The organism is Desulfobacula sp., from assembly GCF_014237455.1.
Classification (GTDB): Bacteria; Desulfobacterota; Desulfobacteria; order Desulfobacterales; family Desulfobacteraceae; genus Desulfobacula.
The window spans coordinates 149,182-164,835 of record NZ_JABZFL010000051.1; the positions used below are offsets into that span (position 1 = coordinate 149,182).

Annotated in this window: 14 protein-coding genes; 5 read left to right on the forward strand and 9 right to left on the reverse strand. The window is 43.4% G+C overall.

Features of this window, described 5'->3' with window-relative positions; all coding sequences use genetic code 11:
* Positions 1–228 precede the first annotated feature (228 nt).
* Genes HGJ91_RS07825 through HGJ91_RS07840 form a run of 4 tightly spaced genes read right to left on the reverse strand, consistent with a single transcriptional unit; the run spans position 229 to position 4,634 of the window.
* Positions 229–2,250: a tetrathionate reductase family octaheme c-type cytochrome gene (locus tag HGJ91_RS07825; RefSeq protein WP_291347157.1), complete on the reverse strand. Its 2,022-nt coding sequence runs from the start codon at positions 2,248–2,250 to the stop codon at positions 229–231.
* A complete protein-coding gene (gene nrfD, locus HGJ91_RS07830) occupies positions 2,247–3,449 on the reverse strand; it encodes an NrfD/PsrC family molybdoenzyme membrane anchor subunit (RefSeq protein ID WP_291347158.1) in 1,203 nt (400 codons plus the stop codon). Before nrfD ends, HGJ91_RS07825 begins: the two co-directional genes overlap by 4 nt.
* The gene (gene hybA, locus HGJ91_RS07835) at positions 3,449–4,363 is read right to left on the reverse strand and encodes a hydrogenase 2 operon protein HybA (protein ID WP_291347159.1); all 915 of its coding nucleotides are present in this window, start codon (positions 4,361–4,363) and stop codon (positions 3,449–3,451) included. The genes nrfD and hybA overlap by 1 nt, the downstream gene beginning before the upstream one ends.
* A gap of 34 nt (positions 4,364–4,397) precedes the next feature.
* Complete coding sequence (locus HGJ91_RS07840; protein WP_291347160.1) at positions 4,398–4,634, reverse strand: sulfurtransferase TusA family protein; 237 nt, start codon at positions 4,632–4,634, stop codon at positions 4,398–4,400.
* Between the two features lie 233 nt (positions 4,635–4,867).
* On the opposite strand from HGJ91_RS07840, the gene HGJ91_RS07845 reads away from it, so the two are divergent.
* Positions 4,868–6,268, forward strand: coding sequence for a sigma 54-interacting transcriptional regulator (locus tag HGJ91_RS07845; RefSeq protein WP_291347161.1), 1,401 nt, complete (start codon positions 4,868–4,870; stop codon positions 6,266–6,268).
* On the opposite strand, the gene HGJ91_RS07850 is transcribed toward HGJ91_RS07845, so the two are convergent.
* The 5 genes from HGJ91_RS07850 to HGJ91_RS07870 all read right to left on the reverse strand — a co-directional run bounded on the left by HGJ91_RS07850 (position 6,243) and on the right by HGJ91_RS07870 (position 12,002).
* Positions 6,243–7,817 carry an ASKHA domain-containing protein gene (locus HGJ91_RS07850; RefSeq protein WP_291347162.1) on the reverse strand — a complete coding sequence of 525 codons (1,575 nt, stop codon included), beginning with the start codon at positions 7,815–7,817 and terminating at the stop codon, positions 6,243–6,245. The two genes, HGJ91_RS07845 and HGJ91_RS07850, sit on opposite strands and share 26 nt — an antisense overlap.
* A 26-nt stretch (positions 7,818–7,843) precedes the next feature.
* Complete coding sequence (locus HGJ91_RS07855) at positions 7,844–8,566, reverse strand: amino acid ABC transporter ATP-binding protein (RefSeq protein WP_367142587.1); 723 nt, start codon at positions 8,564–8,566, stop codon at positions 7,844–7,846.
* Positions 8,567–8,600: 34 nt separating this feature from the next.
* Positions 8,601–9,713 carry an amino acid ABC transporter permease gene (locus tag HGJ91_RS07860; protein ID WP_291347164.1) on the reverse strand — a complete coding sequence of 371 codons (1,113 nt, stop codon included), beginning with the start codon at positions 9,711–9,713 and terminating at the stop codon, positions 8,601–8,603.
* A 2-nt stretch (positions 9,714–9,715) separates the two neighbouring features.
* On the reverse strand, positions 9,716–10,876 hold the full coding sequence (locus tag HGJ91_RS07865) for an ABC transporter permease subunit (RefSeq protein ID WP_291347165.1): 1,161 nt from the start codon (positions 10,874–10,876) through the stop codon (positions 9,716–9,718).
* A gap of 112 nt (positions 10,877–10,988) precedes the next feature.
* Entirely contained in the window at positions 10,989–12,002 is a 1,014-nt protein-coding gene (locus tag HGJ91_RS07870; RefSeq protein ID WP_291347166.1) for an amino acid ABC transporter substrate-binding protein, read from the reverse strand.
* A gap of 227 nt (positions 12,003–12,229) precedes the next feature.
* On the opposite strand from HGJ91_RS07870, the gene HGJ91_RS07875 reads away from it, so the two are divergent.
* From HGJ91_RS07875 to HGJ91_RS07890, 4 genes are all read left to right on the forward strand, one after another.
* Positions 12,230–13,405 (forward strand): saccharopine dehydrogenase C-terminal domain-containing protein, encoded by a 1,176-nt coding sequence (locus HGJ91_RS07875; protein ID WP_291347167.1) that lies wholly within the window; start codon positions 12,230–12,232, stop codon positions 13,403–13,405.
* A gap of 50 nt (positions 13,406–13,455) precedes the next feature.
* On the forward strand, positions 13,456–14,250 hold the full coding sequence (locus tag HGJ91_RS07880) for an ABC transporter substrate-binding protein (protein WP_291347168.1): 795 nt from the start codon (positions 13,456–13,458) through the stop codon (positions 14,248–14,250).
* 75 nt (positions 14,251–14,325) lie between these two features.
* On the forward strand, positions 14,326–14,994 hold the full coding sequence (locus HGJ91_RS07885; RefSeq protein WP_291347169.1) for an amino acid ABC transporter permease: 669 nt from the start codon (positions 14,326–14,328) through the stop codon (positions 14,992–14,994).
* Between the two features lies 1 nt (position 14,995).
* Positions 14,996–15,649, forward strand: coding sequence for an amino acid ABC transporter permease (locus HGJ91_RS07890; protein ID WP_291347170.1), 654 nt, complete (start codon positions 14,996–14,998; stop codon positions 15,647–15,649).
* The last annotated feature ends 5 nt before the right edge of the window (positions 15,650–15,654 follow it).

Sequence of the window (15,654 nt, forward strand, 5' to 3'; positions counted from 1 at the left end):
GTAAAATTTTAAATTTATAATAACTGGATACTTTCTATACAAAATTTTATATCCATCTGTATACAAACTACCCAATCACATATGGCATTCTATAGCAAAATTATTGGAATTTCCATATATTTTTAGAGTCAAGGAAGGAGAATAATGCGGCTGTCTTGTGGAGACCTGATATACCAGGTAAAAATTGCTGGTATATCAGGCTTAAGGCAAAACAAACAAATTAATTATTTATTCGTGTTTTTCATATCCCATGGGCAGTTTAGTAAAACGACCGCCGTGAATAACGGGATCACCCTTATATCCCAGTTTTTTAAAATTAATATAATCGGTTTTATTGATCAAATGCTCGACATCTCTTCCTTGAGATTTCATATAGGAAAAATCTGTCCCCTTATGGGCAATATTTTTGAAATCAACATTGCGATTATCTTGATGACAACGATTACAGGTTTTATCCCCTTTAAGGCTTTCATGGCACTGGACACAGGACAAGGACATCTCCTTTGGCATTACCTCATGATCCAGACGCCAGTACATCCAGGTCTCTTTCCATTTATATGAGCCGCTGTAGTCAAGACCGACCGCATCCATACCATCCTGAAAGGCTTTCTCCCAGTCAAAGTGTTTCCAGTAGGCAGTGCTGTCTTCCTTATTGCGTGGCCAGAGATGGGGAACAAGGAAATAATCATGGTCCGCATCAACCGCCTGGATTCCACCCATCATTTTAAAGGGGGTAATTTTGGAACCCGGATCATTTATGGATCCTACCGGTTCTGTAAGGTTAATAGTATCTGCATTAATATTAACCTTGTCACCAATGAAAATGCGATTCATATAGCCTGAACTCCATGCATAATTGGGAACTGCCGATTCTTCCCATTTAAACTCACCCTTTTTCTTGTTATAATCGGGCTTGCCGTATTTATCTTTTTTGGGCTTGCGTTTCTTATCCCCTGCCTTGGACCAGTCCCACCATGTCTTGGTGGGTTTGCATTTTCCATAGACTGGTGCGTGACAGACATTACAGTCAAGGGTTTTGGCATGCTTGTTTAAATGGTGATCCAAAAGACTGCCGCAATAATGGGGTTCATCTGAATGACATTGCTGGCAGGTTACCTCACCCTCGGCAACCGGTACGGATGAACTTCTTCCTGCTATCTTGTGGTTCCTTGTTGTATGACATTCTGTACAGGTAAAATCATATCCCCCCATGTGAACATCACAGTTCCGGTTGGGTTCCAGCAATTGCCTTGACATATCCGCATGCTTCACCGCATCCCCGCCACCGCCATTAAAATGGCATGAACCGCAGCTGGCACGGCTTGAATGGCCTACATTTTCTGCAACCAGTTTCAGGTCAACATCTTTTTTGGGCATTCCTGCTCCCGGAGGGTCTTTCTTATACTTGCCAGTGGTATCATGGCAGACTAAACAGTCCATTTTTGTCTTATCGGTAAAATCAAAAGAATCATCTTTCCATCCATATCCTGCATGACAGCTTGTGCAACGAGCCTCGTTGCTTATGGGGCTAATTCAGTAGTTGTTCAGGGCTGTCGTGCCCTTACCGTGCATGATATCCTTTCGATGACCCGTTGTATAGGGTGATGGGCCTTTCCACAACCAGTGGGCTGTGGTCAGCATATCTTCTGCCTGGGTATCATGACACCGCAGACATTCGGCAGTCACCTGAAACACATCGGCATTATCCGGCAGTTTGACCAGCTCTTTATGATCCGGCACGTTTTGCAAATGACATCCCTTGCAATCTGTTGGACCTTTGGCTTTTTGCTGGTGGCATTCCATACACTGCTGATGGTAGGCCGCTTTAAGGCCGATTCTCTCTGGATGATCCGGATTAAAGGAGTCCTGGTGACAGGCTGAACATCTTGTCGTTTCCAGCTCATTTTCATCTTTTGGCCGAAAATGATGGCACTTGCTACAGTCATTGGTAAGATTTGCATGCCGTTTATGGGAGAACCTGACAGGCTCGTAATGGTCTTCTCTTTTTTTAATAATGGGGCTGTCTAAAAGGAAATAGGCCTCTGTCACATCCTTTAAAGATATGCCGGCATCCATTAAAGATATCCTTCGATGAATTTGGCTGACATCATTGTATTCTTTAATAAACGGAACTACCTGTTTTGCCCTTTCCTTTGCTTTCTCCTGATCCGGCGCTTTCCAGACCTCTGCCCCGCACAGGGCAGTCGTCAGGATCACCAGACCTGCGAAGAAAATAATCTTCTTTATCATGACGATACCTCCTTAGATTCCTGTAAAACAGGCAGATAGGTCACAGCGACTCTATACACAAACATCAACGTTGCGATCAGTCCTAAAGTGACAAAAATTTCGCCGGGTGCAGGGAAATATCCATTTTCAGTCAACGGCGGTTTGTACCCTACAATGAACACATTAACCCTGTTTAAAATCACACCAAAAACAATCAAAGCTGCCGCTGTAAAAATGCCTTTTCTTGACTCTCTTATTTTTTGAAAAAGCAGCATCACCCATGGTACAATTATACCCAAAAGCATTTCTACGATAAACGAATTGGTCTGGTGGGTTCCATCCAGAAGATACACATAGGTTCCCCTGAAAAACATGTCTCCGAGTTTGAGAAACATGTAGGTTCCCAAAAGAAAAATGGTAATCCGTGTTAAGGGGGTAAGAAAGCTCATCTCGGAATCAAGCTTGAAAGAAGAAGTGGCAATGGTCGTTTCAAAAACTACCATGGGATAGCCTACGGCAAAGGCGGATGTCAAAAACAAAAGAGGCAGTATGGGAGTATACCATAATGGATGCAATTTAGTCGGAGCTACCAGCATGAGCGATCCCAGGCTGGATTGATGCATGCAGGACAACACAACCCCTAATATAATGAATATCCACATGATTTTACCGATAATGGCATCACCAACTTTTAAAATCATGTCTACCAGACCATTGAATGCGGATAATATACCCGGAAGGTTCACCCTGCCTTTGAATTGTTCCGCAACAATGGGAAAAAATTCAAAATAAAGTACATGAAGATAAACCATGACACACATGGCCACCTCAAAAAGTACTGAATTTGTATTCCAGTTAAATATAGGTTTCCAGATGGCCCAGGAACGTCCGATATCCACCAGAAGACCTAAGACAACAAAGGTATACCCTAAGACAGCCGTTAAAAGAGCCGGCCGTGTAATGGGTTCATAATAATGTTTACCTGCAATATGGGCCAGAGCAGCAGTGGTAAACCCGCCTGCAGCTAGAGCAACACCAGTTGCCACATCCACACCCACCCAGAGCCCCCAGGGTCTGGCATTGCTCAGGTTGGTGACATAGCCAATACCGCCGGTAAATCTGGCAATAATGGAAACAGCGCCAGCTATCATAAAGACCAGCAGTACAAGGACTCCAGGAGTCCAGAATTTTTTATTTAAAGGACTTGCTTTATGTTCCATCAGGCACCTCCTTTATCTTCTGGTGTTTCCCCAGTTTTATTTGATTTATACATGAATGCTCCCAGAACGCTGAAAAGTGCAATCGGTGACCACAGATAACTGAACAGCGAATGCTGTATGGTTTCAGAAAGTTTGGGTAAAGGGTTCTCCGGCAACACGGGCAGGTTTACTTTTTCAAATGGCACAGATGCAATATATAGCCATGAGGTTCCCCCCACCTCTTTTTCACCATACACATGATCAATATACTTGCCGGGGTTTTCCTTGAGTCTTTTTTTAGCCAGTTTTAAAATTGTCTCTCTTTTTCCAAAGGTCAGGGCTTCCGTTGGACAAATAGTTGCACACCCTGGAAGACCGCCTTTCTCGGATATCCTGTCATAGCAGAATGTACATTTCATCACCCGGGGAGTAATCGGATCATGGTACTCATAGGCGGGTATTTCAAACGGACAGGCTACCATGCAATATCGACAGCCAATACATTTGGTGACATCATATTTGACACTACCATTCTCTTCCTTGGTTAATGCCCCCACAATGCAGGCGGACACACAGGCCGGATCCTGACAATGCATGCATTGAACTTTGGCATAGGCCGGAGCCGGTTTGTTACACTCATCGATTTTACCTGTAAAGTACCGGTTTACCACTGTAAAAGCTTTATGATCCGGCCTTCTGTTTTTTTCAAAAATAGTACAATTACAATTGGGCCTTTCCGGAGCCGGAAGGCTGTTCACCTCACTACAGGCATGTTCACATTTACGGCAGCCAACACACCGGGTCAGATCCACAAGGCATCCTAAAGGATCTGGCGGCGCCTTTGACTCCCATGCACTGGCAGATGAGGGCAGTGCTGCGGCAGATGCACCGGCTGCTCCCATGAATTTAAAAAAATTCCGTCTACTAAGTTGCATTTTACCTCCTTTTTATATTCAACATCTAACTGATTTAAAGTCTTGACCCTTTTTTAATCCCAAGGCAGATACAACCCGCCATCTTCTTTTTGTAGACCACTTCATCACGGGACCGCCTGATAATCATAATCAGATCCTGTACCACATCAACATCCGCCAGCATAACTTCCAAAACATCCCCTTTTTCCATAGATTTAAGGCAGCTTTTGCATTTGAAAAGATTAAGAGGTGAAATCACTCCCTTAAGATCTAATACAATTTTTGATGCCATTCAGCCTCCCGTTATTAAATTATAAAATTATAGGTAATAATGTTTGCAACAGGTGTGCCGGAGATATCATAAAAATAAAAATGTATATAACTCACTGGTTTTACATAAAATAATTAATTTTCAACTTTGGGTTGACTGTTTAGAAATTAAATAGTATTTAAACAATCGTTTAAACATCAACATTATTTTAATAGTTGTTTAAACGATTAAACAGACATTTGAGAGGAAAGCGTATGAATGAACATGAAATGAATATCTTCTGGAAAAAAATAGTGAATACCATTAACGATGGACTGATGTTTATCGGCCCCGAAGGTTCCCTTTTAATGGTTAATAAAGCCTTTGAAACGCTTACCGGGTATACGTCAAAAGAAGCCATCGGCATGTCCTGCGAAATATTAGATTGTGACGCCTGTGAAAAAATCATGCAGACAGATAAAAAAACTGCATGGTGTAAGTTGTTTGAAGAAGGCCAGCAGGACATGAAAAAATGCCGCTGTCTTATCAAATGCAAAGATGGAACTTTCTTGCCGATTTTAAAAAATGCATCCGTACTATGGGATGAAGACCAGACAGCACTTGGTGTTGTGGAAACTTTAACCGATATTTCTGAACTTACCAAACTGGATGAAAAAGTTCATATTCTTTCCAGGCAATGCGACAAGGAAAATGACTTTTGGGGCTTGGTGGGCAAATCCCCTGAAATGCAGAATATGTTTGAAATGATAAGAAAAGCTGCTCAAAGCAATGCCCCTGTTATTATTCTCGGCGAAAGCGGAACCGGTAAAGAATTGGTGGCCAATGCCATCCACCTGTGTGGTTCAAGAAAAAATGGGGCTTTTATTCAACTCAATTGTGCTGCATTGAATGAAGCGGTCCTGGAAAGCGAATTGTTCGGCCATGCCAAGGGCGCATTTACAGGGGCTTACAGCAACCGGATCGGCCGATTTGAAGCCGCCAATCATGGAGATTTCTTTCTGGATGAAATCGGTGATATTCCATTGTCTATTCAGACAAAACTTTTAAGGGTCCTTGAGTCGGGCCAATTTGAAAGAGTGGGAGATATTTCACCGATCAAAGTTGATGTACGAATCATCACAGCCACAAACAGAGATCTTGATGAGTTGATAGATAAAAATGAATTTCGACAGGATTTGCTTTTCAGAATTAACGTCATCCCGATACACCTGCCGCCTTTAAGAGACAGAAAAGAAGATATCCCTTTATTAATTAATTCTTTTATTCATCGTTTAAATATGCAAACCGGTAAAACAATAAATGGTTTAGCCCATGATACCATGGAAGCGTTCATGGATTACCACTGGCCGGGCAATATCAGAGAACTTAAAAATGCAATGGAGTATTCTTTTGTTACCACTGAGGGGCCCCTTATCCAATTAGACCATTTGCCCAAGAAGATCGGTACGGCACAAAAAGCACCCCTTTCTCCCGTCCTTCAATTAACTGCAGACGAGGCCTTGCCCAGTGAAAAATTACAATTAATCGAAGCACTCAAACAGACAAACGGCAACCAGACAAAGGCGGCAAAAATTCTTAATATCAACAGGGTAACCGTTTGGAACCGTATGAGAAAATACGGTCTTGATCTTAAAAAAATCTTGTCGGTACACTAGGAAAACTTAGCTTTTTAACAAAAACATCTTGAAAATTTTGGTTACAGGCAAGATCCACAACTATAACCTTATTTGCTATCTGTATCGCTTTATCAAGAAAAGCATTATCACACAGAGCCATAATGGCTCCGGCTCCGGCTGAGTTCCCTGCAACTTCTACCCTGTTCAGATCCATGGCCGGGATCATTCCCAGGGTCATCATATCCTTTTTATCAAGAAATGATCCAAAAGCTCCGGCAATAATAATTTTTTCAGGTTCATCAAGCCCTGCTTCCTTTAGAAGAAATTCAATCCCTGTAATCAATGCCCCTTTACCCAACTGGACAGAGCGGATATCCTTCTGACTGATAAAGATTGCAGAGCCATCCTGAGAAGAATCTTCCGGAACGATAATATATTGCTTATTCTTATTTTGGAACGCACCGCCCGGGTCTATGATCTTTTTTTGACAAAACTGGGTCACAGCACTGATAACACCGGTTCCACAAATTCCAGACGGCTTCAAGCCGGAAGAATTCGACGGGTTGATAATGGTGTATTGGGGCAAGTCTTCCAGGTTTTTTATTTGAACCGTATTGATGGCACCCGGGATTGCCTGCATCCCACAGGACAGGGTTGCACCTTCAAATGCCGGGCCGGTTGCACAGGATGTCGCAAAAAATTGGTCTTTTCCTTTCAGCATCAATTCCCCGTTGGTACCCAGATCCACAAGCAGGGTTCCATCCGGTTGATTTTCAAGATCAACTGCCAGGGTTGCACTAAGGATATCTCCTCCGATAAAACCGGATACCTGGGGCAGCAGTTGAATTGAAAAATCTTTTATTTTAAAGCCCAGATCATTGGATTGGATTTTTTTTGCTTTATAAAAAGCCGGCTGGTAAGGAGAAACTCCAATGGATTTTGGATCCACACCTGCAAATATATGGATCATGGTTGGATTACCCACCGTCACCATTTGAGAAATCATCTCCTCTTTAAGATCAAGGGATGCTAAAAGTTCTTTGATCCCCCACTCTATTGCCTTGACAACCAGTTTCTGCAAATGTCCAAGATTTTTTTCTTCCTGGCCGATAGCACTGATCCGACTCATAACATCATCCCCATACAGAGCCTGGGGATTTTTTACGGCCAGCGAAGAAAGCACCCTGCCTTTAGTTGTGTTGCAAAAGTATACGGCAATGGTTGTTGTACCAAGATCCACGGCAATGCCATAGCTATCTTTACCGTTCACATTTTTAAACCTGTCCTTGAATGCTTCAGGAAAGGAGACTGCCGCTTTACTGATAATATGGGATGACAGCATGGATGATTCCGGGATCTCAATTGAAATATCATCTGAAATGATGACTTGACAGGCTTCTTTAAATTCACTATCCCCGTTTTCTGCAACAACCTTGACCTGGCATTTTTTGCAGACACCTTTACCGCCGCAATCAGATCTCAAAAAAATGCTTTTATTCATGAGTGATTCCATCAGAGTTCTTTCGGGTCTTGCTTCAATTCGCCTGCCATGAGGGAAGAGGTGAATATAGCATTTCTTATTTGACATTTGGATTCCTTAATCTGTCTTCTTGTTTAAATAATTTGACTTAAAAATTTTTGAGTTCTGTCATATTTCGGGCTGGTGAAAAATGTTTCGGGATTGTTTTCTTCCACGATTTCACCTTGATCCATGAAGAGTATTCTATTGGCAACCTGTTTTGCAAATCCCATCTCATGGGTAACACAGATCATGGTCATGCCGTCATGGGCAAGCTGCCTGATGACATCAAGCACTTCTTTTACCATTTCCGGGTCCAGCGCAGATGTGGGTTCATCAAACAGCATAATTTTAGGATTCATGCACAGGGCTCTTGCAATTGCCACCCGCTGCTGCTGGCCACCGGAAAGCTGGCCCGGCATTTTAAATGCCTGGTCGTGAATTTGTACCCGCTTAAGAAGTGCCATGGCAGTTTCTTCTGCCTTTTTCCTGGGCATTTTGAGAATCCAGGCAGGGGCCAGTGTAAGGTTTTCAAGAACCGTCAGATGGGGGAAAAGATCAAAATCCTGAAACACCATTCCCACTTCTTTGCGGACACTGGCAATATTTTTCATTTTGCCTGTCAGCTCTGTTCCTGCTACAATAATTTTTCCTTTTTGATGTTCTTCAATTCTGTTTATGCAACGGATAAGCGTTGATTTTCCTGATCCTGAGGGGCCGCATATGACAATAATTTCACCCTTGTGTACCGTCATATTTATATTCTTGAGGACATGAAAATTATCAAACCATTTGTTTAAATTTGTAATTTCAATAATGGGAATGTTCTGTTGATTCATTTAATTTCTCCAATTATGACCATTGATTGCGATGCTCAATGGATTTGCCATACTGGCTCATGGAAAAACAGATAATCCAGTAAATTAGCGCGCAAAAAACATAGGCTTCTGCATCATATCCAAGCCATTCAGGGTCTTGTGCAGAGGCTTTGATCATTCCTAAAAAATCAAGCAGTCCGACGATGATTACAAGAGATGTATCTTTGAAGAGCGCAACACAGCGACCGATGAGAGATGGGATAACATGACGAAGGGCCTGGGGCAGAACAATAAAATAAGTGATTGTCCAGTTTTTAAGCCCTATAGAAGCGGCAGCTTCGATCTGCCCTTGAGAAATGGCCTGGAGTCCTCCCCTTACCACTTCCGCAATATAGGCGGATGAAAATAATATGATACCGATCTGCACTCGTAAGAGGTTGTTGATGTTCATTCCCCGGGGCAGAAAAATAGGCAGCATGACAGAGGCCATGAATAGGATGGTAATCAGGGGAACGCCTCGTATGGATTCAATAATACCGATACACAGGGATTTTACGATGACCATGTTTGATCGTCGGCCAAGGGCCAGCAGTATGCCAAGGGGTATGGACATGATAATACCAATGGCAGCAAGCCCTGTACTCAACATCAGGCCGCCCCATAAGGATTGTTCTACGATTTCAAGGCCTATCCCGCCATTGATCAGAAAAAATAACGGCAAGGGCAAAAAGAACCAGAGCGCAATCAAAAGTCTGGTCTGAAGTCTTCTAAGGGCGGTTAACACACAGACGACACCAAAGATGACAAAGGCCAGGATCGGGCGCCACAATAATTCTTGAGGGTATAGCCCAACCATCAGCACCCTGAATTTTACAAAAATAAAGGTCCAGCAGGCACCTGTTTTTGGGGTGGGATCTGGCGTAGAAGAAAGTGACCAGGTGGCATCGATAATTGTCCAGGAGATCAGCGGGGGAACGGCTTTCCATAAAAAGAGAAGTGCTGCAAATGTGAGCAAAGAATTAATTTTACTACTAAAAAGATTACCTTTAAGCCAGCCGATAATACCGACAGATTCCAGGGGTGCAGGAAGGTCAGGCATGGGTTTAAAAACATGCAATTCTTTGCTGGCATCAGGTGATATTGTCATGTTTACCTGCCAATGTGCTGAACTCTTGCATTCAGCCAGTTCATGATTATTGATACGATCAGGTTGATCGTCATATAAACCCCCATCCACATGGCAATGACTTCTATTGCCTGGTCATTCTGACCAATAATGGTACCGCCGATGGAGACCATGTCAGGATAGCCGATAGCAACTGCAAGAGAGCTGTTTTTAACCAGGCTTGTATAATCATTGGTAGTGGCAGGAATAATCACCCGCAGCGCCTGGGGTAAAATGACCTTTCTCATGGTAAGACCGGCCGGCAATCCAAGGGCCTTGGATGAATTAATCTGGCCTGTGGCCACCGACTGAATGCCGCTTCTGACATTTTCACCAATAAAGGCGGCTGTGTATAATACCAGTCCTGTCATCAGGGCTGAAAATTCAGGACGGATGACTAAGCCGCCTGTAAAATTAAACCCTTTTAACACAGCAAATTCCCATGCCAGGGGGCCGCCGGTCACCCACCATGCAATGGCAGGAATTGTTACCATGGCAGTCACGCCTATGGTAAATGAAGGAATAATCCGACCCGTCTCCCGGTGAAGCCGGGTTGCATACCAGTGAATTAAAAATGCCGCAACAATGCCTGTCAGAACCGCCAGGCAAACAATTAAAAAACCTGATTCAGGTATGGGTCTGGGAAGGTAGATTCCCCTGTTGTTCAAAAAAAAACCTTGGAAGGGCATCAGACTTTTTTTGGGAATCGGCAGTGCGGCAAGGGCAATGGAATAGGTGAAAAACAAGACGAGAAGTAAAGGAACATTTCTTAATACTTCAACATATATCTCTGCAAGTTTTGATATAAGCCAGTTACCGGAAACCCTGGCAACACCGATTAAAATTCCTAACAATGTGGCAAGTATAATACCCAAAAAAGCAACATAAAGAGTATTGATAATTCCGATAAAAAAAGCAAAACCATAAGAGTCTGCCGGAGAGTATGGCAATAGAGAGTTGCTGATGGGCATCCCGGATTCCAAAGATAAAAAACCAAAGCCGGAAGCGATGTTACGGGCTTCAAGATTTGCCTGTGTGTTGACAAGCAGTCCGTGTGCGGCATAAAAAATTATGCCGATGACAGCTGCTTGAAGCGTCAAGGTTGTCATTGTGGATTTTGAAAATAAAAATACCGGTAGTTTCAAAGCGCTGCCTTACCCAAAATTTTTTATATCTGATACAAGCCTGTTTTAGATAGTTTTAGTTATGAAACAGGGGGGCATATCAGCCCCCCTGTAATGTGTTAAACGTAAAAAATTATCGGATAGGCAATGCGTATTGAAGTCCACCCTGGGTCCATAATTTATTGACACCCCGGGGAATGTTCAGCTTAGTTGAGGGCCCGAAATGACGGTCATAAATTTCACCATAGTTGCCTACAGCCTGAATTGCCCGAACCAGCCAGTCTGCGTCAAGCCCGAGATAGCTGCCGGTATCGCCTGATTTGCCAAGCATGCGCTGAACTACAGGATTGTTGGATGTTTCTTTCTTTTCCAGAACATTGGCAGCGGTAATGCCATTCTCTTCAGCCGCGATGAGTCCATTGATGACCCAGGTGACAATATCTTTCCACTGATTGTCTCCATGTCGAACCAGAGGCGCCAGGGGTTCCTTTGAAATGACTTCCGGCATGATCTGGTGGTCTTCGGGTTTGGCAAGAGTGGTTCTCAGAGAAGCAAGCTGGCTTACGTCTGTTGTAAAACAATCACATCGGCCTGTGGCATAGGCATTGAGAGCCTCTTTTTTACCATCAAAAACAAGGGCTTCGATTTTAAGCCCATTGGCCCTTGCAAAATCAGCAAGATTGAGTTCGGATGTGGTGCCGGCTGTCACACATACGGTAGCACCATCAATTTTTGTTGCCGAGTCCACACCTAAAGATTTGGAAATCATGAATCCCTGGCCGTCATAAAAAACAATTTTAGTGAAATCAACACCTTGTTTTGCATCTCTTTTCAAAGTCCATGTGGTTGTTCTGGAAGTTAAGTCTACCTGGCCGGAAGATACGGCAATAATTTTTTGTTTGGATGCCAAAGAAACAAATTTTATTTTTTGTGGATCTGACAAAACAGCGGCGGCCACAGCCCTTGCCATATCAACATCAAACCCTTTCCACTGTCCTGTGGAATCGGGAATTGAAAAACCCGGAACACCTTCACTGATACCACAAGTTAGAAATCCTTTTTTCTGGATATCTTCAAGCGTACCGGACCAGACTGTAGAAACCATCATAATAAATGATAAAGCCGTAATAACCATTAATTTTTTCAAATTATCGCCCCCTTTTTTTAAGTTAATAAGCAAAACTGTGAATTTAGAATAAGAACTTTTTTCTTGTCTTGTCAAGGAAAGTATGGGAAAAATATCATCCCTTTCAGTATTCGCCAGTTTAGATAAAAAATGCTTGACAAAAAAATAACAATTATCAATGTATACAGTAACGCATACAGACTTTGCCCTACAGCGTATAAAATAAAAAAATCCAAAAAGAGGAAACCATGAAAATTCTTGTTCTTGGCGGATGCGGCATTCAGGGAAGAACCGCCTTATGCGATCTGGCATCAGATTCGCATGTTTCACAAATTATCTGCGCAGATATCCGGTTTGACGAATTATCAAAGATTAGCGACTTTATGGATATGGAAAAAATTACCACTGCCAGAATTGATGCCCAAAACAGATCAGATCTCTTGAACCTGTATAAAAAAGTGGATGTGGTCATTGACCTTCTGCCAAAAGACTTTAAGACCCATGTCAATGAGGCAGCACTGGAAGCGAAGGTTCCTGTGGTGAACACCAATTATATGTATGACACAAAAGTTCTGGACAAAGCGGCAAAAGAAGCCGGAATTGCCATCATGCCCGAGTGCGGTCTGGACCCTGGAATAGACCTTGTGATTTATGGAGATGCGCAAACCCGGTTTGACAGCCTGTCATCGATTAAATCCTATTGCGGTGGATTCCCGGAAAGAAAGGCCTGCACCAATCCCATGAATTACAAGCTGTCCTGGATCTGGCGGGGGGTCTTGAGCTCCACCATGCGGGATGGAAGGATCATCAAGGATCGGCAGATTATTGCAATCCCCAGTGCCAGACAACATGATGAATCCTTTGTCCATGAAATCGAATTCCCGGACCTTGGTACCCTGGAGGCTATTCCCAACGGGGATGCGGTTTTCTTCACTGATCGCATGGGCCTGACAAAAACGATTGTTAACACGGGCAGGTATTCCCTTAGATGGCCCGGATGGAGTGCTTTCTGGCGGCCTCTCAAGGCATTGGGATTTTTAAGTGAAGACCCGGTTAAGGGCCTTGACGGCACCGTATCACCAATGGATTTCATGGACAAACATTTAGGCCCCCAACTGGCCTATCAGGATGACGAAAAAGATCTTGTCGCCATGATCAATATTTTTGAAGGTATAAAAGACAATAAAAAAATTCGCTTTACCTCCAGCATGCTCATTGAGCGCGATCTTGAAACAGGAATCATGGCTATGAGTAAAGGTGTGGGCTATACCGCAGCCATTGCCGCCAGGATGATTGTCAGAGGCGATATCAAAGAAAAAGGAGTCCTGTCTCCAATGAATCATATCCCTGTTGAAAAATTCATGAACGAGTTAAAGAAAAGAGGAATACAGATTAAAGAGGAAACCACAATTCTTGAAGAATAAATAAAAAGGCCGTGGTTTAATATTAATAATCGTATAATGAGGAGAAAAAAATGAAAAAACTTGTATTAATGCTTTTTGCCGTGTCTTTGGCCGTCTTTTTTACCGGAATCTGTTCTGCCGGAACCCTGAGCGAAATTGTGAAAAGGGGAGAACTTCGTGTGGCAGTACAGTCTGGTGCGCCACCCTATGCTTTCATTGGTAAAGACGGACATGCCGGTGCCATGGTCGATTTTACCAAGGGAATGGCAGAGGGTATGGGTGTTAAACTAAAGGTTCTGGATTTTGACTGGGACGGCCTGATCCCTGCTCTGTTGTCCGGCAAAGCCGACATCCTGGCTGCCGACATGACACCTACTTTGAAACGGGCGTTAAAAATTTCTTTTGCTGACCCCTGGATTGAAGTACAACCTTGCGTCTTTACCAAAAACGGCGCCAGCTATAAGGTACTTGAAGATGTGAATAAACCCGAGGTAACCGTGGGCGTTCTTTTAGGATCCACCGGTGAAACCATTGCTAAAAAATACCTGCCCAAAGCCAAGATTAAATCCTATAAGGGCGGTGGCAGGATGATTGTTCAGGCGCTGTTGGCCGGACATGTAGATGCCGGCGTTAATGATGACTTGGCGGTTCTCACTGTTCTCCCGGATTATCCACCCAACTCTGTTCGTCTTTTAGACAAACGTTTGGGCCAGGGTAAAGATCCTCTTGCCTTTGCCGTCCGTCATGATTCTGTAAATCTTTTACAGTGGGTCAACCTGTACTTTGGAACCATCCGATCCAGTGGCGACTATGATAAAACTATTTCATACTGGCTTAAAGGCACTGAGTGGAAAAAAGATTATTAGAGTGTAAATAAAATCAAATAATGGTGTGCATCTTTTATTATGGGTGCGCACCCATAATAAAGAATGGATAATACCATGCTGACTGATTTTAATTTCAGAGTTATATGGGAGTATATGCCCCTGTTTCTAACCGGGGTCAGAGCCACTGCTTTCATTGCCGCTGTATCCATCACCCTTGCCCTTATAACCGGAATCATTGCCTGTGCATGCAGGATTTCGGGCATCAAGATTTTAAAGTATCCTGCCATAGCCTATATTGAGCTTATCCGGTCCACCCCCCTTCTGGTCCAGATTTATTTTCTCTATTTCGGGCTTCCCACTTTGGGCGTAAGAGTTCCTGAACTGCAGACCGGAATCCTGGCTTTGATGCTCAATTCAGGTGCTTATATTGCAGAAATTATCCGGGCAGGAATCAATTCTGTGGATGAGGGGCATATCGAGGCTGGGATTTCCTCCGGCTTGAACTATGTCCAAAGGATGCGATTTATCATTTTACCCCAGGCGCTGGGAGTTACCATTCCACCGCTGTTAGGCCAAAATATTGTCCTGGTCAAAGATTCAGCCCTGCTATCCCTGATATCTGTCGTGGAATTAACCCGATCTGGTCAGACAATGACATCCGAGCGGTTCATGCCCGCAGAAGCATTTTTAACAGTGGCTTTTTTCTATATGTGCATTTATTTCTGCTTAAAGACTTTCGCAGACTGGTCCCAGCGAAAACTGATTTTCAGGGAGGTATATTGATATGATGGCATTTTATTTTGGCCAACTCGTTGAAATCTTCCCATTCTTTTTAAAAGGGTTATGGATGACCAGTAAGATCGCCTTTATCAGCCTTGTTTCATGTACCCTGATTGGTTTGGTCCTGGGAATTTTCAGATCCAGTAATAGTATTATTTTAAGACATCTCGTAGGAGTCTATGTCGCTTTTGTAAGAGGAACTCCTTTTGTGGTTCAGATTTTTATTATCTTTTTTATTTTCCCGGAATGGGGAATTCAATTGGAAGCTTTCTCTGCAGCCCTTCTTGCTATGGCCATCATGGGCTCTGCCTTTATCTGCGAAATTGTGGCCGGCGGGATAGCTGCCATTCCCAAGGGCCAATGGGAGGCGGCAGCTTCCTCCGGGCTTACCAATCTTCAGCAGCTTCGCCTGATCGTCATCCCCCAGGCCATGAAAATAATTTTACCCCCGTTAGTGGGCCAGTATGTCCTGCTGATTAAAGACACCTCTGTTGTATCGGTAATAGGTGTCATGGACCTGACCCGGGTGGGGTGGGTGACCGTTGTGAGGATTCCCGAGGGACTTATGGTATTTACACTGGTCGGTGCACTCTATTTTATGATCTCATATCCCCTGATTCTGCTCTCCAATTATCTGGAACGAAGAATGGCGGTTTAATAATA